Origin of the sequence: Chitinimonas arctica (genome assembly GCF_007431345.1) — a bacterium.
Classification (GTDB): domain Bacteria; phylum Pseudomonadota; class Gammaproteobacteria; order Burkholderiales; family Chitinimonadaceae; genus Chitinimonas; species Chitinimonas arctica.
Genome location: NZ_CP041730.1, coordinates 335,485 through 357,775 on the forward strand (window position 1 = coordinate 335,485; position 22,291 = coordinate 357,775).

Sequence of the window (22,291 nt, forward strand, 5' to 3'; positions counted from 1 at the left end):
CCGTGTGCCATTTACCCTGCTGATGGCGGAATCCGGCCGCGACTGCACGCCAGCGCATCGACCAGCGCTTACGCATCGCTGCCGTCGATTTCCTTTAGGCACAGATCAAGCGCTGTCAGCACCGCATCATTGTCCGCCAAGCCTTGTATGGCTTGGTCAAGCGCGGTTTGGATAAGACTTCGCTCCCCGGTATCGATGCCCAAGCGTAGCGCCTGCCGGAACTGGTCCCCGGCCAGCTGGTACTCGCCCTCGGCGGCAAATTGCTGGCCGCGCTGGAACAGGGTTTGAGATCGGGTTCGCACGGCTTCGAGGTTGCGTGCCAATGCGGCGTGGATGGCGGTGCGTTCGCGGACCGCGACCTTGCTTCCGCTCAGGCCGAGCGTGGTCAAGCTGGAATTCTGCTCCAGCGCCTGGACCAGCGCCCGCGCACCAAGGGCGAAGTTCCTGTTTTTGCTCAGGTCGAGCGAGGTCAGGCTAATATTCTGCTCCAACGCATTGGCCAGTGCCTGCACACCTCTGCTGCCGATCCGGTTGCCGTTCAAGTCGAGCGCGGTCAGGCTGCGATGCTGTGCCAGCGCCCCGGCCAATGCCTCGGCGCCAGGGTCGCCGATCTGGTTGCAGCTCAGGTTGAGCATGGTCAGGCTGGTATTCCGCGCCAACGCATCGACCAGCACCTGCACATCGCTGTCGCCGATTTTCTTGTCGTTAAGGTGAAGCTTGGCCAACGTCAGGTCTTTGTCCGCCAAGCGCTGAATAGCTTGGTGGACATCTGGGTCGCTAACGCTCTCCAACTGGGTAGCCCCGTCTGGGGGCGATACGCGAGGTACGGCGGTAGGCCGCTGGACAAGCTGGTCAAGCGCGGCCTGGATGAGGCTTCGCTTTTTAGCCTTGCCGCTCAAGCGTAGCGCCTGCCGAAACTGCTCCTCGGCCAATTTGTACTCGCCCCTGGCGGCCAATTGCTGGCCGCTCTGGAGCAGGGTTTGAGATTCGGAGTGCGTGGATTGATGAACGCGCTTTAACAGGGTCTGGAATTCGGCGTGTGCGGCTTGATGGGCGCGCTGGAATTGGGTTTGAGATTCGGTGTGCGCGGATTGATGGTTACGCACCAACGCGGCGTGGATGGTGGCGCGTTCGCGAACCCCGACCTTGCTTCCGCTCAGGCCGAGCGTGGTCAGGCTGGTATTCCGTTCCAGCGCATGGACCAGCGCCTGCGTACCAAAGGCGAGGCTCTTGTTTCTGCTCAGGTCGAGCGAGGTGAGACTGATATTCCGCTCCAGCGCACCCGCCAGAGCCTGCGCACCGCTGGCGCCAATCTGGTTGTCGTTCAGGTCCAGCTCGGTCAGGATACGATTCCGGGCGAGTACGCTGGCCAATGCCTCGGCGCCACAGTCGCCGATCCGGTTGTAGCCCAGGTTGAGCATGGTCAGGCTTGTGTTCTGCGCCAGTGCATCGACCAGCACCCGCACACCGCTGTCATCGACTTTCCTGTCGTTCAGGTGAAGCCATACCAGCGTCCGGTCATTGTTCGCCAAGCGTGCAATAGCTTGGCGGACATCCGGATCGCTATCGCTCTCCGCCTGGGGAGCCCAGTCCGGGGGCGATACGCGAGGTACGGCGTTAAGCACAGGCAACATGGATTCCCTCTCCTTTTTGTGGGGACACGAGCGTGGCTTGCTCGGCAAACACATCGAGGGGAAAGGCTGCCGGCGCTTTGCAAAGCGCGCCTTACGAGAATACCGCTCGCCTGTTGCTTCACGAACCTTGGTCATCGACCCATTGCCCCGCACGGCGCTTCCGCCTCAAAACGGCCACCATCAACGATGTCGGCCGTTTTTTACTGCTAAACTCGTTGCAAAACGAAGCTGGCGTGTGCACCGCATGGAAAAGACCATCAATATCCTGATTGCCGACGACTACCACCAGATGAGGCTGGCGGTTCAGCACGTGCTGTCCAATATGGAGTTGCACAATCTGCACCAGGCCAGCCAGGGTCTGGAAGCACGGCATATCCTGGAGTCGGTGCCGATTTCCCTGATCATCGCCGACTGGAACATGCCCGGCATGAGCGGCTATGAGCTGTTGTGCTGGTGCCGCAACGATCCGCATTATCGCAACGTGCCGTTTATCCTGCTGACGGCGGAATCCGGCCGCGACTCCCTGGCCCAGGCGATCGCCGCCGGCGTCAGCGACTATCTGGTCAAGCCGTTTACCGCGGCCACTCTGCGCTCGCGCATCGTCAAGCTGATCGGCGGCCAGGCCGAGCAGAAGCCCCTGCCCCCGCCCAGCCTTCCGCGCGTGTCGGATACCCCGCTGCTAGGTATCGATGCGCCCAGCGAAGAGCGCTTGTCGCGCGCTTCGGTGCTGGTGGTGGACGATGTGGCCACCAATATCGAAGTCATCGCCGGCATCCTGAAAAGCGAATACGCCATCAAGGTGGCCATCAGCGGCCGCAAGGCGCTGGAAATCGCCAACGGCAGCACCCCGCCCGATTTGATCCTGCTGGACGTGATGATGCCGGAAATGGACGGCAACGAAGTGTGCCGCCAGCTCAAGTCCCAGCCAGCCACCCGCGATATTCCGGTGATCTTTTTAACCGCGCGCGACCAGGTCGACGACGTGGTGGATGGCCTTGCCCTGGGCGCGGTGGACTACGTGGTCAAACCGGCCCAACCCGCCATCCTCAAGGCGCGCATCCGCACCCACCTACGCCTCAGCCAGGCACGCCGAGACCTGCTGCGCCAGAATGCGGCGCTGGCGGACAATGCCCGCCTGCGTGAAGACATCGAGCGTATCACCCACCATGACCTGAAGAACCCGATCAGCGCGATAAGCCATACCGCCGAACTCCTGCTGCTGGAAAGCGACTGGCCGGACACGCAGCGCGAGCGCTTGCAGTTACTGGACGGCGCCGCCCGCCAGGCCCTGGACCTGGTCACCCTTTCGCTGACCCTGTACAAGATCGAACAGGGCCAGTTCCGGCTGGAAAGCGCGCGCATCAACCTGGGCAGACTATTGGAAACCGTGGTGCAGGAAATCAAGGTCCAGTTCGCCTGGAAGCCGGTCGAGATCCGCCTCGACATTCCGGTGGCGCAATCCGCGCTGGGTGAGAACGCCTTGTGCCGCTCGGTGTTCGCCAATCTGCTGAAAAACGCCGTGGAGGCCTCGCCGGACGAGACCGAAGTGCATGTCCAGCTACTCCGTGCCGGTGGCGAATGTACGATCACCCTTCGCAACCACGGCGTGGTGCCACTCCTTATCCGCGAGCACTTCTTCGACAAGTATGTGAGCCATGGCAAGTCGGACGGAACCGGCCTGGGCAGCTATTCGGCCAAGCTGTTGACCGAAGCACAAGGTGGCCGCATCAGCCTGGCCTGCGACGACGATGCGGCGCAGACCTGCCTGACCGTTTACCTTCCGGCCGCGGACTAGGGCATGCCGCAATCCGTCCGACTCTATCTGCTGCGCAGTCTTGTCGTTACCGGCGTGTTCTGGCTGGCCGCGCAACTGGGCTTCGCCTTCGCCCACCAGGGTTATCTGACGCCGGTCTGGCCGCCGGCCGCGGTAGCCGCAGCGGTCGCGCTGCTGTACGGCCCGCGCTATCTGGTGTGGATCGCGCTGTATGTCTTCTACGACTTCGTCGCGGTCGATTTCACCCAAACCAGCCGCTACCTCAAGGGCCTGACCGAACCTACCGCCATGCTGCTGTCGGCCATTGCCCTGGCCCATGCCGCCCGTCATTGGCAGCTGGACCTCAGCTTGACGCGGGTCCGCGACAATCTCTTGCTGATGGGGCTCGCGCTGTTCTACGCCGCCATGAACGCCGCCCTGACCACGGTGGGCTACTGCGGATTCGCGCGGTCCGTTCGCTGTGTACAGGATGGCTGGTTGGTGCATTGGGCACAGGCGGGCATCGGCGACCTGTTCGGCCTGTGGATCTGCCTGCCCGCGCTGATTTCCTGGGGTTTGCGCCTGGACAGCGCCAGCAGGGCCCGCTTGCCCATGCCCGAGCGCTATCGGCCCATTCCCTTTCGCTTTACCCGCCAGCAGCTGGTCTATATCGTCGTGGCCGCCTGCTGCGCCGCGCTGGCCTGGTGGTATACCCGCTACGCCGCCTTGCCGGTCCAGGTGGTGGGCTTCCTGGCCCTGCCCTTGCTGGTATGGGGCGCCTTGCGTTTCCCACCGCTGTTTGTCCATTCCGCTATCCTGATCGTTGGCCTGGTCACCATCAGCCTCCAATTGACCGCCCACGCCCAGATGTTCGGCGACACCCCCACCCACCTGGCCTCGCTCTTCCTGTTCCTGCTTTGCCTTTCCACGCTCACCCAATTGGTGACGGCGGTGGTGCAGCAGCAGCGTGAACTGGCCACCAGCCTGGCGCACCGCGCCGAGCAGGCCCGTACCGAAATCCTGCTGGCCGCCGCGCCGGAGGCCATTATCAGCATCGACGGCCAAGGATTGATCAGCTACTGGAACCCGGCCGCCGAACGCATTTTCGGTTATGCCCGGGCGGAAGCCATGGGCCGCCATATCAACAGCGCGGACTTCCTGGTGCCGGCCAAGTTGATCGAACTGGCCAAGGCCGGCCTGGCCCGCTTCCACCAAACCGGCCAAGGTCCGCTCGATCAAGTGGTGGAGGCAGAAGCCCGCCACGCCGATGGCCATCTGGTGCCCATCGAGCTGGCCATCACCGGCTACCGCCAGGAGCGGGAGTGGCATGCCACCGTTTTTGTCCGCGATGTCAGCGAACGCAAGCGCCACGAAGCGGCCCTGGTCGCCGCCGAGGTCAAGGCCCGCGACCTGACCGACAAACTACCGCTGGCGGTTTTCCAGCTGCGCTTCGTGGACGGCAAGCCGGTCGTGACTTTCGCCAATGCCCAGTGGCAGGAATTCGGCAGCGCGCCGGAGGCCATCATGGCCAATGCCGACGAAGCCTTCGGCCTGATCGTGGAACGCGACCTGGCCGGTGTGCATGCCGCCATGCGCGAAGCCGTCGCCGCCAGCCGGCCTTGGGAACAGGCTTTCCGCATCCGCCGCAGCGATGGCCAGTTGCGCTGGATCTGGGGCGAAGCCAGGCCCAGCATCGTGGCCGGCGGCGAGATGATCTGGAACGGCTACTGGCAGGATATTACCGAGAGCCAGGAAGCCCGCGCCGAACTGTCCGCCGCCCGCGACCAGGCGCAGGATTCGCGCCGCCGCCTGATCGACCTGTCGGACGCGCTGCCGCTGGCGATCTTCCAGCTGCGGCTGGAGCCGGACGGCCGCCTGCACTATCCCTTCGCCAGCGCCAAGGTCAAGGACATCCTGGGCATCGACTATGCCGACCTGCAATCCGACCCGGCCGCCCGTTGGCGCCATGTCCTGCAAGCCGACCGCGGCCGTGCGCAAGGCATCGTGCGGCGCGCCATCGCCGGCAAGCAAAGCACTGATTTCGAACACCGCGTGATGTTCCAGGGCGAGCTACGCTGGGTGCAGGTGCGCAGCGTCTGCAGCCCGCAGCCGGACGGCGCCTGGGTCTGGAACGGTTTCTGGATGGACGTCACCGAAGCGCGCAAGCAAGCCGAGGCGATAGGCCTGGCCAAGGAGGAGGCCGAACTGGCCACCCAGGCCAAATCGATGTTCCTCGCCAATATGAGCCACGAAATCCGCACCCCCATGAACGCCGTTATCGGCATGGCCCATCTGGCCCTGAAAACACCGCTCTCGCCGCGCCAGCGCGACTATGTGGAAAAAATCCATACCGCCGGGGTGTCCTTGCTGGGGGTGATCAACGACATCCTCGATTTTTCCAAGATCGAAGCGGGCAAGCTGGATATCGAAGCCATCGACTTCGATCTGGACGAGGTGCTGGCCAATGTGGCGGCGGTGACCGGCGGACGGGCGCAGGACAAAGGCCTGGAATACCTGTTCGATATTCCCGGCGACGTGCCGCGCCGGCTCAACGGCGACCCGCTGCGGCTTGGCCAGGTACTGATCAACCTGGTCAACAACGCCGTGAAGTTCACCGAAGAGGGTGAGGTCAGGTTGACCGTGAGCGTGCTGAAGCAAGACCCGTCCGGTGTGGAAATCAATTTCGAGGTAAAGGATACCGGCATCGGCATGAGCGACGAACAGACCGCCCAACTATTTCAGGCCTTTACCCAGGCCGACGGTTCGACCACCCGTAAATTCGGCGGCACCGGCCTGGGCTTGAGTATCTCGCGCCGCCTGGTGGAAATGATGGGCGGCGAAATCAACGTCAGCAGCGTGCCCGGCCAAGGTTCCTCTTTCCGATTCTGTACCCGCCTGGGCCTGGGCAGCCAGGCCGGTACCGCCACAAGGGTATTGCCGGCGGCATTCAACAATATGCGCGTACTGGTCGTGGACGATAATGCAGTGGCCCGCGAAGTCCTGGTGGGCGCCTTGGACGATATGCCCTTCCGGGTCGAAGCGGTCGAATCCGGCGCCGCCGCCTTGGCTGCCATTCGCGCAGCCGATGCCGACGATCCCTTCAAGGTGGTGCTGACCGACTGGCAGATGAAGGGCATAGACGGCATCGAGCTGACCCGCCAGGTAAAGAACGACCCGGCCCTGGGCGCCGGCCCGATGATGGTGCTGGTGACCGCTTTCGGTCGCGAGGAAATCCGCCATCGCGCCGAACATGCCGCCGTGGACGGCTTCCTGCTCAAGCCGGTCAACCGCTCCACCCTGGTCGATACCCTGGTGACCTTGATGGGCAGCGAAGTGGCCGATATCGGCACGGTCAGCGTGGTGCCCAGCGGGCGGACACTGGACGGCTCCCGCGTGCTGGTGGTGGAAGACAATGAAGTGAACCAGCAAATCGCCCGCGAGCTCCTGCAGGGCCTGGGCTTGCGCATCGATATCGCCGAGAACGGCCAGGAAGCGGTACAGCAGCTGCTGGCAGCCGGACCGGATCGCTACGCCATGGTATTCATGGATCTGCAGATGCCCATCATGGACGGCCACGAGGCCACGCTGGCCATTCGCGCCGATCGGCAATTCGACCATCTCCCCATCGTGGCCATGACCGCGCATGCCATGGTCGAAGAAAAAGAACGTTGCCTGCGCGAAGGCATGCAGGACCATATCAGCAAGCCCATCGAACCGGAGGCGCTCTATGCCTGCGCCCGCCGCTGGATCGGCGGCGAAGCGCCCAAGGCGCAGGCCGATACGACGGACGAAACCGGACTGCCGAACATAGACGGACTGAATGTCCACGAAGGCATCCGCCGGGTAGCCGGCAATCAGCAGCTGTATCTGAAGTTGCTGGGCCAATTCGGCGACCGCTTCTCGCAGAGCCCGGACCGGATTAGCCAGTGGCTGGCGCATGATCGCGCCAGTGCCGAGCGCGAAGCGCATTCCCTACGCGGGGTCGCGGCCAATATTGGCGCCACGGAATTGCAGACGCTGGCCGACCAGGTGGAGCAAGCCATCCGGCGCGGCGATGACGACGGCGATATCCGGGCGTATCTGCAATCCCTGGAGAAATCGCTGGCGCGCTTCTGCACGCAACTGCGCCATAGCCTGGCCCCGCAACCGGCGGCCAGGGTCAGCCAGGTGCCCTTGGCCATCCTGCTGCCCAAGCTCAGTCAGCTGCTGGTGGACAACGATGGCGACGCCCTCACCCTGGTCGAGCAGCACAGCGGCGACTTCCACCAAGGCTTGGGCCCCTCTTTCGCAGCGGTTGAACAAGCAGTGGCCCAGTACGACTACGATGCGGCGCAAGTGCTGCTTGGCGTACTGAGCAGTCGTGCCGGCTTGTCGCTCGATGCGCGCGAACCCTCCGAGTCTTCCTCATGAACGATGCCATGGACAAGCTGACGGGCAATTGGCGCCGCGACTTCGAGCAGGCACTCAGCCTGATGCGCGATAGTCCCGCGGCTGCCCGCCGGCGCGGCGACAACTTGATTGCCTTGGGGCAGCAACGCGGCCAGCCCTTGATCGAGCGCTATGGCGAACTGCTGCAATCGCTCAGCGACTATTTCGATGACCGCAACGAGGCCACCGAAGCGAGCTTCTTTGCATTGGACCAGGCTTTTGCCGCCGGTAACGAGCGCGAAGGCCAGTTGCTGAGCCGCTTTGGCATCCTGGCGGTTCGGCGGGTACAGGGACGCATCGAGGAGGGATACCGATTCGGCCAGGAAATGGTTGTACCGATACTACCGCCCCACCCTACCCTGGGTAGCGCGCTCGCCCTCAATACCCTGGGCATCCTTGCGCAGGAATACGGCTTGACCGATGAAGCCCTGCGACATTTCTACGCCGCGCTGGACGCCGCCCGCAGCCTGGGCCAAAAGGCGCGCGAGGCGCAGATCACCTGCAATATCGGCGAACTGTTCTATATCTGCGGCAATGCCGAAGATGGCGAAACCATGCTGTGGCAGGCGCACGAGCTGGCGCTGCATGCCGAGGAGCGCTGGCTGCTGCCCTTCGTCAGCCTGGTATTGGCGCTGTGCAAGCTCTCGCGTGGCGACAGCGCCGCGGCCTACGAGGTGATCGAAGGCTTTTTGGACGACCACGTCGATATCCTTAATTCGTCCGCCTCCAATCGCGGCTTCTTCCATGCCGTGGCGGCATACACGCTGGCAGAGCGAGGCCAGCTGGAGCGCGCCGAATCGTTCTGCCAGCGTGCCCTGCACGATATGGACAGCTACGAGGAAAAACATCTGCGCCCCTACACCTGGTGGGCCAGCGGACATATCCATCACTTGCGCGGCCGCCATGCGGAGGCCATCGCCCACCTCAACCGCGCCATCGACGAAACCGGCGATATCGGCTACGTCTTCATGCCCATGCGTGCCACCCAGGAGCTGGCCGACATCCATGCCAAGTGCGGCAATTGGGAAGCCGCCCTGACCGATTACAAACGTCACCACGACTACTTCGAACGAGCCCAGGGCCAGGCCACCCGCACCCGCCTGCAAGTGCTCAGCATCCAGAGCGAATTGCGCGAGGCCGAAGCCGATCTGCGCCACGCCGAGGAAGCCACCCGGGCGAAGTCGATGTTCCTGGCCAATATGAGCCATGAGATCCGTACCCCGATGAATGCCATCATCGGCATGGCCCACCTGGCGCTAAAGACGCCGCTATCGCCCAAGCAGCGCGACTACGTGGAAAAAATCCATACCGCCGGCGTCTCGCTGCTGGGCATCATCAACGACATCCTCGACTTCTCCAAGATCGAAGCCGGCAAGCTCGATATCGAGTCGGTCGATTTCGATCTGGACGAAGTGCTTGCCAATCTGGCCGCCATCACCGGCGGCCGCGCGGCCGACAAGGGCTTGGACTACCTGTTCGATATCCCGCCCGAAACCCCGCGCCGGCTGAAGGGCGACCCGCTGCGGCTGGGCCAGATCCTGATCAACCTGGTGAACAATGCGGTCAAGTTCACCGAAAAGGGCGAAGTCAGGCTGCTGGCCTATGTCGAACATGATGGTCCGGATGGGCTGGTGCTGGCCTTCGAAGTCCGCGACAGCGGCATAGGCATGAGTGCCGAGCAGGCTGGCAGGCTATTCCAGGCCTTTACCCAGGCCGACGGTTCGACCACCCGCAAGTTCGGCGGCACGGGCCTGGGGCTGACCATTTCGCGGCGCCTGGTGGAAATGATGGGCGGTCAGATCCGGGTAGAAAGCAGTCCGGGCCGTGGCTCGAACTTCCTCTTTACCGTGTGCATGCAACACGGCGCGCCTGCGGCGGCAACAGGCGGCAGCGGTAATATCCAGATCTTGCCCAAATTCAAGGGCGTCTCGGTACTGCTGGTGGAGGACAACGAAATCAACCAGCAGATCGTCGTCGAGCTGCTGCAGGCGGCCGGCGTGGCGGTGGAAGTCGCCGGCAACGGCCGCGAAGCGCTGGACCTGCTGTTGCTGCACGATACGCCGCCCTACGATATGGTCCTGCTGGATGTGCAGATGCCCATCATGGACGGCTATGCCACGGTCCGTGCCATTCGCGCCGAGCCGCGTCTCAGCCAGCTACCGGTCGTCGCCATGACCGCCCATGCCATGCATGAGGAGCGTCAGCGCTGTCTGGATTCCGGCATGAACGGCCACCTGTCCAAGCCGATTTCACCGCAGAACCTGTTCGACACGGTAGCGCACTGGACCAGCATGCGCCCCCGTACGGTCAGCCAGGCCGCTGCGGCCGGACAGGCCACGCTGCCGCAGCTGCCGGGGCTGAACGTGGAAAGCGGCCTGGCGCGCACACTGGGCGACCACGCCCTTTACCTGGCCCTGCTGGACCGCTTCGCGCAGGAACAGGAAGGCGTGCTGGATCGTATCCGTGCCGCCTTGCCCAGCGATACCGCCACCGCGCGCCGCCTGGCCCACACCCTGAAAAGCGTGGCAGGCCTGATCGGCGCCGGCCCGGTCCAGACGCTGGCCGGCGAGGTGGAAGCCGCGCTGGAAAGCGGCGGAACCGGCGTAAGCCCGGCCCAGCTCGACCAGTTGGCCACCGAACTGGATACCCTGCTGATCGGCCTGGCCAACTTCAAGCCGGTTCAACAGCCGGAACAAGGCGCGGCCGCCAGCCTGACCGAACTGATCACCCTGCTGCGTGCGCAGGATGGCGAAGCACTCGACTACTTCGACCAGCACCGCGACGCCCTGGTGCAGGCCTTGCCGGAAGGCCTGTTGCAAAAGGTCGAGCGGCAGATACGGCAGTATGATTACGATACGGTGCTGGCGTTGCTGGAGGGGTCGTAGGGCCAAAAGCCAACCGTATCAAAGGGCACCCTTTGCGTTCGCCCCTCACGCATTTCGACCGCAGCGACAAATGCCGCTAACGGGGGCACGGGTTAGGCTTTACTCCCCAGCTACGACTACGATACAGAAGCGCGGCCGCAAACCTGCGTGGCCGCGCCAGCAGAACCGTGGATCGCTACTGTCGGGAGGAGCCGGTACATGAACGAGTCCCCAGCCAGGCAAACCGTGTTGATCGTGGACGATACGCCCGACAACATCCAATTGCTGTCGGCGCTGTTGCGCGACCAGTACAAGACCAAGGTCGCCACCAGCGGTTACAAGGCCATCGAGATCGCCCAGTCCAGCCAGCCCGACCTGATCCTGATGGATGTGATGATGCCGGAACTCGATGGCTACGACACCACCCGCCAGCTCAAGCAAAACCCGGCCACCGCCGATATCCCGGTGATCTTCCTTACCGCCAAGAGCCAGGTCGAGGACGAGGAGCTGGGCTTGGGGATCGGCGCCGTCGATTACATCATCAAGCCCATCAGTCCGCCCATCGTCCTGGCACGGGTCAGGACCCATCTTGCCTTGAAGAGCGCCCGGCAATTCCTCAGCGACCAGAACCAGCACCTGGAACACCTGGTGCACGAACGCACCAACCAATTGATGCAGATGCAGGACGCCACCATCCTGGCCATGGCCAGCCTGGCCGAAACCCGCGACAACGAGACCGGCAACCATATCCGCCGCACCCAGAACTACGTCGCCGCGCTGGCCCGCGCGCTACAGGCGCACCCCCGCTTTGCCGCCGTGCTGAGCGATGAGAATGTCGCCTTGCTGTATAAATCCGCCCCCTTGCACGATATCGGCAAGGTCGGCGTGCCGGACCGCATCCTGCTCAAGCCCGACAAGCTCGACGAAGCGGAGTGGGAAATCATGAAGCGCCATACGATCTATGGCCGCGATACCATCCTGCAAGTGGAAAAACATCTGGGCGGCAGCAACAGCTTTCTTACCTTCGCCCGTGAAATCGCCCACTACCACCAGGAGAAGTGGGACGGCTCAGGCTATCCCGAAGGCTTGCGTGGCGATGCCATCCCGATCTCCGCCCGCCTGATGGCGGTGGCCGATGTCTATGACGCACTGATCTCCAAGCGGGTCTACAAGCCGGCCTTCCCGCACGCGCAGGCGGTAGCGATGATGCGCGAGGGGCGTGGCAGCCATTTCGACCCCGATGTGCTGGACGCCTTTCTCGCCATCGAGCAGGAATTCCTAGCCATCGCCGATCGCTTCCGCGACCTGGAAACCTCGCCGGCCAGCCACTAATCCATCGGGTATAATCGCCGGTTCTGCAAGCACGACCGAGCCCTACCAGGAAACCGACGCATGGAAGCCGAACGCCTCAATCAGATCGAAAACAGCATCGCCGACCTCGCCGCCCGCGGCGACGAACTTCGGAGGTATCTTTGACTACCCTGGCAAAAAAGACCGCCTGGAAGAAGTCAGCCGCCTGACCGAAGACCCCGAGCTGTGGAACGACCCCAAGCGCGCCCAGGAAATCGGCAAGGAAAAGAAGCTGCTGGAGTCCGTCGTACTGGGCCTGGATGAAATCGGCCAGATCGTCGTCGATAGCCGCGACCTGTTCGACATGGCCAAGCCGGATGGCGACTGGGACACCATCGAAGCGGTTGCCGCCGACCTGGCCAACGCCGAAGCCAAGATCGCCGAGCTGGAATTCCGCCGCATGTTTTCCAATCCGATGGACCCGAACGCCTGTTTCGTGGACATCCAGTCCGGTGCCGGCGGTACCGAGGCACAGGATTGGGCAGGCATGCTGATGCGCATGTTCATGCGCTACGGCGAACGCAAAGGCTTTACCGTCGAACTGATGGAAGAATCCGAAGGCGAAGTGGCAGGCATCAGCAGCTGCACCATCAAGTTCAGCGGCGAATACGCCTATGGCTTCCTGCGTACCGAAACCGGCGTGCATCGCCTGGTCCGGGTATCGCCGTTCGACTCGAATGCCCGCCGCCACACCTCGTTCTCGTCCGTGTTCGTCTATCCGGAAGTGGACGACAGCATCGAGATCGAAATCAATCCGGCCGATCTGCGCATCGATACCTATCGTGCCAGCGGCGCCGGCGGCCAGCACATCAACAAGACCGATTCGGCCGTGCGTATCACCCACAATCCCAGCGGGATCGTGGTGCAATGCCAGAATGACCGCTCGCAGCACCGCAACAAGGACGAAGCGATGCAGATGCTGCGCGCCAAGCTCTACGAAGCCGAGCTGCGCCGCCGCATGGAAGCCCAGCAATCGCTCGAAGCCGGCAAGTCCGATATCGGCTGGGGCCACCAGATCCGCTCCTATGTATTCGACCAGAGCCGGGTCAAGGACCTGCGCACCAATATCGAGGTCGGTAACGTCAAGGGCGTAATGGATGGCGATCTGGACATCTTTATCCAGGCCAGCCTCAAGCAGGGCGTTTGATATTTCCCAAAGAAGCGCAACGCAATTGTCGCTACTCGGCAAATTGCGTTAGCGCTGTCTTAACCCATTAGCCTGGCGCGGCCGCGCGCCACCCATTCAAGACGAGCCCTACCATGTCCGAGCAGCAAGCCCCCACCCCCCAAGACGAAAACCAGCTGATTGCCGAGCGGCGCGCCAAACTGGCGGAACTGCGCAAACTCGGACCGGCCTTCCCGAACGACTTCGAGCGCAAGCACCTGGCCGCCGGCCTGCACGCCGCCCATGCCGAAAGCGAAAAGGAAGCCCTGGAAGCCGGCAAGATCGAAGTGTCGGTTGCCGGCCGCATGATGCTGAAACGGGTGATGGGCAAGGCCGCGTTCGCCACCATCCAGGACGGCTCCGGCCGCATCCAGCTGTTCGTCTCGCTGGACAAGGTCGGCGAAGCCACCCTGGCCGGCTTCAAGACCTGGGATCTGGGCGATATCGTCGGGGCCAAGGGCACCATGATGAAGACCAAGACCGGCGAGCTGAGCGTGCAGGTCAGCGAAGTGCGCCTGCTGGCCAAGTCGCTGCGTCCGCTGCCGGAGAAGTTCCACGGCATGACCGACCAGGAACAGAAATACCGCCAGCGCTATCTTGATCTGATCACCAGCGACCAGAGCCGCGATACCTTTATCAAGCGCTCCAAGGTGGTCCAGAAGATCCGCGACGTGATGGTGGGCGAAGGCTATCTGGAAGTGGAAACGCCGATGATGCACCCCATCCCGGGCGGCGCGGCGGCCAAGCCTTTCACCACCCACCACAATGCCCTGGATATGCCGCTCTACCTGCGCATCGCGCCGGAGCTGTATCTGAAGCGCCTGGTGGTGGGCGGCATGGAGCGGGTTTTCGAGATCAATCGTAATTTCCGCAATGAGGGGATGAGCACGCGCCACAACCCCGAATTCACCATGATGGAATTTTACGAGGCCTATTGCGACTATCGCCGCATGATGAGCCTGACCGAGGAAGTCATCCGCGAATCCGCCCGCGCCATCCACGGCCATGCCGTGCTGGAGTACCAGGGCAAGCTGGTCGATCTGTCCAAGCCCTTCGCCCGGCTGACCGTGGTGCAGGCCATCATGCAATACAACCCGCACTACACCGAAGCGCAGCTCAACGACCGGACCTGGCTGAAGACCGAGATCGAACGCCTGGGCGGCAAGCATTTTGCCACCAGTGGTGTCGCCGGCCTGCAGTTCAGCCTGTTCGAGGAAACCACCGAAACCCAGCTGTGGGACCCGACCTATATCATCGACTATCCGGTGGAAATCTCGCCGCTGGCCCGTGGTTCGGACAGCCGCCCCGGCATTACCGAACGGTTCGAACTGTTCGTGGTCGGCCGCGAACTGGCCAACGGCTTTTCCGAACTGAACGATCCGGAAGACCAGGCCGAGCGCTTCCTCGACCAGGTGCGCCAGAAGGATGCCGGCGACGATGAAGCCATGCACTATGACGCCGATTATGTCCGCGCCCTGGAATACGGCATGCCGCCCGCCGGCGGTTGCGGCCTGGGCATCGACCGGCTGGTGATGCTGCTGACCGATTCCGCTTCGATCCGCGATGTGATCCTGTTCCCGCAGATGCGCCGGGAAGACTAAGGGCAGCAGGAAGGGGCGCGGCATGGTCCACTCCCCTTCGCTTGCCTGGTCGCAGGCACGACGCCGTAAATATTCCCCCGGTTCGAAGCATCGATCCCTCCGGCAGCCGCGCTGCCGCGTGGGTATGATGTTGCGTTACTTGGCAACCGGGCTTGTGCATCCATGCTTTACCGCAGTAAGAAAACCCATCCCCTGCTCACCCTCTCGGCCCTGTTCTGGCTGGGCGTGGGCCCTTACGCTTCGGCCGAATCCGTCAAGGCCGCCATTGCCCGCACCGAGCAGAAAATCATCAGCGGCCAAGTGGATGTCGCCAACGATATCGCCCCGCTGCTGCAGCGCCTGAGTGCGACCGATAGTGATAGCGAGGCGGAAAAGCTGATTATCGCCATCGCCGATATCGGCGACAGCGAAGGCAACTCGCCCGCCGCCGTAAAGGTGTATCTGCACGAAAAGGCGCCTCCCGTCCTGCTGGAACTGGTCAAATCGCGACGAAACAAGGATGTGCGTAGCGAGGCCATGATCAGGCTAAGGACACTGAATGCCGACCGCGAGATCATTCGGCAAGCCAAGGAAGCCGGCGAGGCAGATACTGGCCCGGATAAGGGCTGGATGCACGGCCGGGCCGGTATGTTGCGAACCTGGCTGGAAGGTGACGGCTCGAACCACACCGACCCGCGCAAGCTGCATCCCAAGGATGCGCAAAGCGAGCACGCCGGATTGAGCTATCTGCGCGAGCATGGATTGAATGCATCGGTCCATAACCTGATCAACGCAGCGCACCAAGCAAACGTCCCCGCGCTCCAGGCCCTGCTACAGGTGGGTTTCGACCCGAATAGCGGGATCGGCTCCAGCCGCGCGCCCCTGGAGGAGCTGTTCGTGGGCTGCAGCGCGGATGCGCCGGACGATACAAGTAAAAGCGCCCAGCGACTCGAAGGCTTGGCCTTGCTGCTCGCCCACGGCGCCGATGCCAAATTCATCGACCCACAGGGCAATACCTTGCTGCACAGCGTCGCCCAGTTCTGCGTGATGCCGGCGGAGATCAAGGCCTTGCTGGCGGCAGGCACGCCCTTGGCCCACAAGAACAAACAAGACTTCAGCGCGCTGGATATCGCTTTGACATCGGGTCGCTGGCCCGTCGCCAGAACCCTTATCGATGCCGGCGCACGCACGTCGAAGAAGCGCATCGGCGAAATCTTTTTCGAACCACCCACCGATCCGGAGATCGTCAACTTGCTCCGCGATGCCGTATCCAAGAAAAAATAGGCCCCGACTCATGCTCAAATCCAAGTATTCCGCCCGGTCCCTGCTGGCCTGCCTGCTGCTTTCCCTGCCCTTGTCCGCCCTGGCGGACAATGCCGCCGTCGATTTGCAAGCGCCGAAGATGAGCAAGGAACAAGCCGAGAAATTCCTCGACGACAAAGGCCTGAGTGTCGCCCCCGATAACCTGCCCTCGCTACTGATGAACGCGCATGTCGAAGAAGTGGTCGCGATGCTGGAAATGGGGATCGATCCCAACGGCAAGATCCTGAATATGCCGCAAACTTCGATCGAGTTCGCCGCCATGGCCTGCCAGGACAAGTCGGTGGAAACCCGCCGTGTCGTCCAGGTCATGGATGCCCTGCTCAGCCACGGCGCCAACCCCAACCAGCCCGGCATGCAAGGCCTGGGACCCATGCTGACGGCCGCGCAGCAGTGCCCCGGCATGGTGGTGGAGCGGTTGGTCAAAGGCGGCGGCGATATCAATAGCCGAAGCTACCAGGGCTTCACTCCCCTATCGATGGCCCTGGCCGTCAAGAACTACGATGCCGCCGAAACCCTGGTGCGGCTGGGTGCCCGCCTCAAGCCGGAAACAGGCAAGAAGTTCCTGGAAGGTACGGAAGTCGAAGCGCGCATGAAGAGCATCGTCGGCAAGGCGATCGGCAAGTAAGGCCTGCCGCGCAATCCAGCGTTCGTCGGTGTGCCGATGAAACGCGCTGGATTGCGCCGATTGTGTCAGTAAAATATTTCAGATATTCCCTATACCCGGCTCGCTTAATATTATCTAGGGCTAATGGATCTAGTGTATTTTTTCGCCCTTTGTCCACTATTACCCTTTTATTGAATAATTAAAAAGCAAATAACAGAACACGCATTTTTATAGTACGTCAGCATATTGCGAAGCCACCGCGCTTATGCAACAATCCGCTCGATGCGCTTGGCATAACCCGCCCGCCAGACTCACATACCGCCATTTATCTGCATTTTCCATTGGAAAGATTCCATGAACCTCGTCAAAAGCCTGGTGGCTTCCTGCATCCTGTTCGGCAGCGCGCTGAATGCCGCCGCCCTGACCCTGCCCGCCCCCGAACCAGTCAATCTGGCAGCCGGCGCTGTTGCCGGTAGTGGCCTGCTATTGGACAATTTCGATACGATTCCAAATATTACCAATGGCGATATCGCCTACGAAGTAAATCGTTATTCGCTCGGCAATCAACTGAGCGGCAACTACCTGCTGTCGCTGACAACCTCGCTCAGCGGCTGGAATAGCACTTCCGGCCCCACGATGGGCCTGCTGCTGACGACCGACCGCAATGACGGCCTCTACAACTCGCGCAGTTACTTCGACGGTTCCTTGACCGGCCTGGTCAAGGGCAGCGAAACCAGCCTGGGCGAGCAGACCTCGTTCAGCTTCAATGCCACCCCCGGCGTCGAATACTTCGCCATCGTCGGCGGCATCGTCTGGCCAGGCCAGGGCGCCGGTACGGCCAACTACCAGCTGTCCTTCAACACAGCGCCCGTGCCGGAACCGGAAACCTACGCCATGCTACTGGCCGGCCTGGGCATCGTTGCCACGGTCCTCCGCCGCCGCAGGTATAGCCAGCACTACTGACACGCTACCGTGCATACCCCGGGTTTCTCCCATATCGGCTATGCTCGGCACTAGCGTAACCAGTTCCAAAGCGCGGGAAACCGCGCTTTTTCTATTGCCATGCCCGATATCGCCGTCCCCACCGTCCCATTCGATTGCCCAGGCACTACTCCGCCTTGGGCCGCCATGGCGATGGCCCGCGACCAAGCCATCAGGCAGACCCGGGATATCTGGCTGAGCGGCAACGATCTGCCGGCACGCTGGCAGGGCAAGGCCCATTTCTCGATATGCGAAACCGGCTTCGGCGCGGGTTGGCGCTTCCTTACCACCTGGGCCGCCTGGCGCAACGATCCCGATAGTAGCAAGCGCCTGCACTTCATCAGTTGCGAAGCCCAGCCCTACTCCTCGACCGATCTTGCCGCCATCCACGCCCAATTGTTGCGGCAGGACACGGAATTGGCCGCACTGGCCGCCGAACTGCTCGCACAATGGCCCTTGCCCGTCAGCGGGTTTCATCGGTTGGAACTGGATCGGGGGCGGGTCATCCTCACCCTGCTGCTGGGCGAACCGCGTGTCTGGCTGCAAAAATTGCTGGGCCGGCTAAACGCCTTCTTCCTCGACTCAGGCGCTTTCGAGCAAGGCCTGCTCAAACAGTTCACTCGACTGGCCGCCAATGATGCCACCCTGGCCAGCCCGGACGACGGGACCATCGGATTGGAAAGCATCTCGGCGGCTGGTTTTATCGGTGAAGCCAGGCAGGGCAGATTGATCGGCCGCTTTCGCGGTCGACGCGAGCAAGCGACAGCGCCGAGCGAACGTCACGCCATCGTGCTCGGCGCAGGCTTGGCGGGCAGCGCGGTGGCGGAACGGCTGGCGCGGCGTGGCTGGCGCATCACCTTGCTGGAGCGCCACGCCAGCCCGGCGCAAGGCGCTTCCGGCAATCATGCCGGCGTCTATCGGCCGGTGATTTCCAGCGACGACAATCTACAAGCGCGCCTTGCCCGGGCCTGCTTCCTGTATGGGCAGCGGCGCATGGCCAGCCTGCCCGGCCTGCTCTGGCGACGCTGCGGTACCTTGCAACTGGCGCGTGACGAAGCCGAAGCAGCGCGCTTCGAGCTAGGCGCACGCCAAGCTATCTTCCCTCCCGCTTACCTGGAATTCGTTGACCGCGACCGCGCCAGCCGGTTGGCGGGCCAGACCGTCGCCACTTCCGGCATCTTCTTCCCCCAAGGCGCCGTCATCCATCCTCCCAGTCTGGTCGATGCCCAGCTGTCCGCAGGCGGAAGCGCCGTATATAGCCATTTTGGCGTGGAGGTAGACCGCCTGGCCCACACGGACGGGGCTTGGCAGGCGCTGGCCTCGGACGGCAGCGTATTGGGCCAGGCGCCCGTGCTGATCCTGGCCAATGCCGCCGACGCGGCGCGATTCGCACCCGAACTGGGCCTAAGCAGCGAATCGCGCTATGTCAGCTACCTGCCGCAGCACACCGCCCCGGCCATCGCCACCGTGATCTGCCGAGGCGCCTACCTGACGCCTGCGCTAGCCGGGCTGGCCTGTCTAGGCTCGTCCGCCTGTTCAAGCGAGGCAGAAGAAACCACCGCACAAACCGCCAACCGGGGCCTGCTCGGACAGATGCTGCCCGACAGCACCCTTCCCACGGGCGACTGCGCGCCTGCCGGCCGGCGCTGTAGCCGACCCAACACCATCGATCGCATGCCCCTGGCCGGCCCCCTCGCCGATACCCGCCAGTTTCAACCCAAACATGCCGGCAGCCTGCATTTGGCGCCACGCCGGAACGGCCTCTATATATTGGGCGGCTTTGGCGCCCGTGGCCTGGTCTGGAGCGGCCTGATGGCCGAGCTGCTGGCCAGCCAGATCGAAGGCGAACCGCTGCCGGTCGAGCGCGAACTGGTCCTGGCCGTCGATCCGGCCCGGTTTCTGTCCCGACATGGGCTGGGACAGGGGCATGAGCCCGAATAAGGGCCGGCCCAGCCCTGGATTCGCGGCATTCACGCCATCCGGCGCGCCAAGCCGAGTGCAAATTCGGAAGTCTTCACCGCTTTGCGGTAGCACGGCGCGAAATTGAGCGTTTAATTGCGTCATGATTAATTAGAACCCAGACATATTACGGTGCAGGAGTCCACCATGGGTAATTGGTTTAGCTTTCTTCGTCCTGCTACGGCGCAAATCAATGCCCCTGATAAACCTTTGCCTTCGGCCCCATCCACCTCGTCCGATGTAAACACCCAGACCCGGAATTTCTGGCTATTTACCACCTGGACAACTATTTCACTCGCCAGCCTCGGCCTCAAGGTCACCTCGCAAATCGTGGGTGCAGCTACCCCGGTGACTGACGTTGAGGTCGGCCCGAAAGGCGGCGGTGGCATATGCTCGCTGATCGAGGTTGTTTTCTGCTTGAAGAGCGCTCGCGAATATTACAATGAAGGCAAGGAAATCGCCGAACAGAAGGTGCTCCTCAGCAAAGGAGCAGAGGCGTTCAAGGAATCCATAGACAGAACCAAGGCCAAATCAAAGTCAATAGAATTGACGCCTAATCAAAAATTCGAAAGGGCCAAAAATGCATCGCTCTTTGTGAAACTCGGCAATTTGGAAAGAAAGGAAAAAAAGCACCGCGAAAAGAGAATGTCCACCTTGTTCTCATTTTTCAGGGATGGCCCACTGGTGCAGATGGGCAGCACTGGGGTGCGCGGTGCCTCGATGGCGAAAACGATAGGCGACATTGCCGGCACAACCGTACAGGTTTCCGCGCCGGCAGCAGGTATTGCCGCCTCCATCTTTGGCATCATCAGCAGCCTGTTTCAAATCGCGCAGGGCATTCATGAGTATCGCCAAAACTCGAAAGACCTGAAGGAAGTTGGTGAAATAAGCGAACAGCTGAATACCAGCCTGAACGACCTCAAATTCGCCAATTTCGATAAATTCAGATCAGCCAATGAATCAAACGAAGTCACAAAGCTCGCCGCAAATATACGTGAATTAAAACAGAACCCCGCCACCAAGGTCGAGGCCGAGCATCTCGAAGCATTATATGGCCACGTAATGAACCGCGTAGATGAGAATCACGATAAAGCGAACAAGGCGCTGGGGAAACTAAAATACCAATCCAAACTCCGTGTCATATTAGGCACTTCCACATTTTTGCTCGCCGCCGTTGGCTTGGGATTGACCATATCGGGCGTAGGGCTTGCGATAGGCGTGCCCACTCTGGCATCCGTCGGAGCGGCGATCGGACTCGCATGGCTGGCACGCACCGCACGGAATGCATGGATCGCTCGTCGAAAATTGAACGCGGCGGATAATTTGAAGCAAAATCAGCTAGGGGAAATCAAAGCGCTGCCTTACATGTCTTTGGCTGACTTGGAAATATTGCAATCGAAAGATAAAAATCCCTATGTGACCGTTGAAATGCTGATACGGCATTTGCAAGCAGGCAAGACAGATGCCTCGGGAAACATATCCACAGCCGGATTAAAGGCAAGAAGAATGGCCGCAGGACGTGCGTTAGAAACTGCGGGAATGCCAGCCGAAACGGTAAAGGCCTTGAAGCAGATGCTCGCGGTCGACGGCCAAAATTTACAGAATTATCGCGATACAGTATTTAAAGAAATTGAGAATTTTGTAATAGGCGACGCTGGAAGAGTGTTATTTAAATTAAATACAGATAGTGCCATTGTTTAACAGGAGTTGTATCATGCTTAGCAGTCTTACCACAATGCATTTCATCCATACGGCATCACAATGCGGTATCGATTCGTCAAATCTTGCCAGCGAGGACGGCAGGTCGCTTTGTGAATTACCACATTTAAATTTAAATGAACTCCCCGCGCTATCGCAGAAGCTAAAGTTACTTCCACACTTTGGAAAATCGCTCGAAACACTTGACAAATATATCGGCAACATAAGGCGCATTAACCACAAATCGAACAAGCAATTGAACCTACTTTTCGAATTGCTGCTTACGCTGCCTTTCGATCCTGGCAATGGGCCCAAACATTTTGGCAAGGATTTGGTGCATCTCGGATTATTCGACGAAGTCACTTACAACGCCTGCTCCGTTCCTCTCTTGGAAATTCTTTGCCAACCCGATATTTTACTTTATGCATTTGAACGCTCCAATAAGCTTCGGACAGTTGACGACTTCAGCAAACATTGGGTGAAATATGATAGCGAAAATTATCGTAAAGCCTACAGTTTGGGTAAAGATGCCTACAACCTTGCCCTGAAGTACACAGAACTGGACCATGTCCTTTTACATTTTTCCGATCGAATTGCGGAAAAAGGTTTTATAACGTTACGCCTGGCTCAACGAAACAAGGAAAATATAATTTCCAAGAAGCTATTTAAAGACCCTAACCCCAGCCCGGACGGCGAACCCAGCTATGACTTCAGCCCCAGGCAAGTTAAAAATTACCCGAAGCTTTTAGGGTCTTCCTTTGAAAGATTTATGTCAAAAGAACAACTAAAAATCGCCAGGATCGAGAAAAAATCTCCCTGGAAGGAAAAATACATGACCAATGGCGCTTTTTACCAACTCGCATTCAAGAAGCATAGCTACCGCCCCTGCACAATCATTTAAGCGTTCGCACCCCCGATTTGACCTTGCTCTTTGATACGCGTTGACGGTGAG

At 61.1% G+C, this 22,291-nt stretch carries 13 protein-coding genes; 12 read left to right on the plus strand and 1 reads right to left on the minus strand.

Annotated elements, in window-relative coordinates:
* Positions 1 to 68 precede the first annotated feature (68 nt).
* On the minus strand, positions 69 to 1,634 hold the full coding sequence (locus FNU76_RS01500) for a leucine-rich repeat domain-containing protein (protein WP_179958306.1): 1,566 nt from the start codon (positions 1,632 to 1,634) through the stop codon (positions 69 to 71).
* A gap of 244 nt (positions 1,635 to 1,878) precedes the next feature.
* Between FNU76_RS01500 and FNU76_RS01505 the strand changes: the two genes are divergently transcribed.
* The 12 genes from FNU76_RS01505 to FNU76_RS01560 all read left to right on the plus strand — a co-directional run bounded on the left by FNU76_RS01505 (position 1,879) and on the right by FNU76_RS01560 (position 22,240).
* On the plus strand, positions 1,879 to 3,429 hold the full coding sequence (locus tag FNU76_RS01505; RefSeq protein WP_179958307.1) for a response regulator: 1,551 nt from the start codon (positions 1,879 to 1,881) through the stop codon (positions 3,427 to 3,429).
* Between the two features lie 3 nt (positions 3,430 to 3,432).
* Positions 3,433 to 7,797: a response regulator gene (locus tag FNU76_RS01510; RefSeq protein WP_143856062.1), complete on the plus strand. Its 4,365-nt coding sequence runs from the start codon at positions 3,433 to 3,435 to the stop codon at positions 7,795 to 7,797.
* The gene (locus FNU76_RS01515; RefSeq protein ID WP_143856063.1) at positions 7,794 to 10,700 is read left to right on the plus strand and encodes an ATP-binding protein; all 2,907 of its coding nucleotides are present in this window, start codon (positions 7,794 to 7,796) and stop codon (positions 10,698 to 10,700) included. The genes FNU76_RS01510 and FNU76_RS01515 overlap by 4 nt, the downstream gene beginning before the upstream one ends.
* Before the next feature lie 198 nt (positions 10,701 to 10,898).
* Positions 10,899 to 12,011: a response regulator gene (locus FNU76_RS01520; protein ID WP_143856064.1), complete on the plus strand. Its 1,113-nt coding sequence runs from the start codon at positions 10,899 to 10,901 to the stop codon at positions 12,009 to 12,011.
* Positions 12,012 to 12,071: 60 nt separating this feature from the next.
* Positions 12,072 to 13,176 (plus strand): peptide chain release factor 2 gene (gene prfB / locus FNU76_RS01525; RefSeq protein WP_143856065.1). Its coding sequence is split into 2 segments (ribosomal slippage): positions 12,072 to 12,152 and positions 12,154 to 13,176, totalling 1,104 coding nucleotides; the frame shifts between segments, so codons are not numbered across the junction.
* Between the two features lie 113 nt (positions 13,177 to 13,289).
* Positions 13,290 to 14,795, plus strand: a complete 1,506-nt coding sequence (gene lysS, locus FNU76_RS01530) for a lysine--tRNA ligase (protein WP_143856066.1) — start codon at positions 13,290 to 13,292, stop codon at positions 14,793 to 14,795.
* Positions 14,796 to 14,957: 162 nt separating this feature from the next.
* Positions 14,958 to 16,058, plus strand: a complete 1,101-nt coding sequence (locus FNU76_RS01535; protein ID WP_143856067.1) for an ankyrin repeat domain-containing protein — start codon at positions 14,958 to 14,960, stop codon at positions 16,056 to 16,058.
* A gap of 10 nt (positions 16,059 to 16,068) precedes the next feature.
* Entirely contained in the window at positions 16,069 to 16,722 is a 654-nt protein-coding gene (locus tag FNU76_RS01540; protein ID WP_143856068.1) for an ankyrin repeat domain-containing protein, read from the plus strand.
* A 333-nt stretch (positions 16,723 to 17,055) separates the two neighbouring features.
* Positions 17,056 to 17,664, plus strand: coding sequence for an FxDxF family PEP-CTERM protein (locus FNU76_RS01545; protein WP_143856069.1), 609 nt, complete (start codon positions 17,056 to 17,058; stop codon positions 17,662 to 17,664).
* Positions 17,665 to 17,763: 99 nt separating this feature from the next.
* Complete coding sequence (gene mnmC1, locus FNU76_RS01550; protein ID WP_143856070.1) at positions 17,764 to 19,623, plus strand: FAD-dependent 5-carboxymethylaminomethyl-2-thiouridine(34) oxidoreductase MnmC1; 1,860 nt, start codon at positions 17,764 to 17,766, stop codon at positions 19,621 to 19,623.
* Positions 19,624 to 19,788: 165 nt separating this feature from the next.
* The gene (locus FNU76_RS01555) at positions 19,789 to 21,342 is read left to right on the plus strand and encodes a hypothetical protein (RefSeq protein WP_143856071.1); all 1,554 of its coding nucleotides are present in this window, start codon (positions 19,789 to 19,791) and stop codon (positions 21,340 to 21,342) included.
* 13 nt (positions 21,343 to 21,355) lie between these two features.
* Complete coding sequence (locus FNU76_RS01560) at positions 21,356 to 22,240, plus strand: hypothetical protein (protein WP_143856072.1); 885 nt, start codon at positions 21,356 to 21,358, stop codon at positions 22,238 to 22,240.
* Positions 22,241 to 22,291: the final 51 nt, after the last annotated feature.

Excerpts from the sequence above, each read along its gene's own strand:
- FNU76_RS01520 (WP_143856064.1), top strand. The coding sequence starts at position 10,899 with ATGAACGAGTCCCCAGCCAGGCAAACCGTGTTGATCGTGGACGATACG.
- lysS (WP_143856066.1), top strand. The coding sequence starts at position 13,290 with ATGTCCGAGCAGCAAGCCCCCACCCCCCAAGACGAAAACCAGCTGATT.
- mnmC1 (WP_143856070.1), top strand. The coding sequence starts at position 17,764 with ATGCCCGATATCGCCGTCCCCACCGTCCCATTCGATTGCCCAGGCACT.
- FNU76_RS01540 (WP_143856068.1), top strand. The coding sequence starts at position 16,069 with ATGCTCAAATCCAAGTATTCCGCCCGGTCCCTGCTGGCCTGCCTGCTG.
- FNU76_RS01505 (WP_179958307.1), top strand. The coding sequence starts at position 1,879 with ATGGAAAAGACCATCAATATCCTGATTGCCGACGACTACCACCAGATG.
- FNU76_RS01535 (WP_143856067.1), top strand. The coding sequence starts at position 14,958 with ATGCTTTACCGCAGTAAGAAAACCCATCCCCTGCTCACCCTCTCGGCC.
- FNU76_RS01555 (WP_143856071.1), top strand. The coding sequence starts at position 19,789 with ATGGGTAATTGGTTTAGCTTTCTTCGTCCTGCTACGGCGCAAATCAAT.
- FNU76_RS01510 (WP_143856062.1), top strand. The coding sequence starts at position 3,433 with ATGCCGCAATCCGTCCGACTCTATCTGCTGCGCAGTCTTGTCGTTACC.
- FNU76_RS01545 (WP_143856069.1), top strand. The coding sequence starts at position 17,056 with ATGAACCTCGTCAAAAGCCTGGTGGCTTCCTGCATCCTGTTCGGCAGC.
- FNU76_RS01500 (WP_179958306.1), bottom strand. The coding sequence starts at position 1,634 with ATGTTGCCTGTGCTTAACGCCGTACCTCGCGTATCGCCCCCGGACTGG.
- FNU76_RS01560 (WP_143856072.1), top strand. The coding sequence starts at position 21,356 with ATGCTTAGCAGTCTTACCACAATGCATTTCATCCATACGGCATCACAA.
- FNU76_RS01515 (WP_143856063.1), top strand. The coding sequence starts at position 7,794 with ATGAACGATGCCATGGACAAGCTGACGGGCAATTGGCGCCGCGACTTC.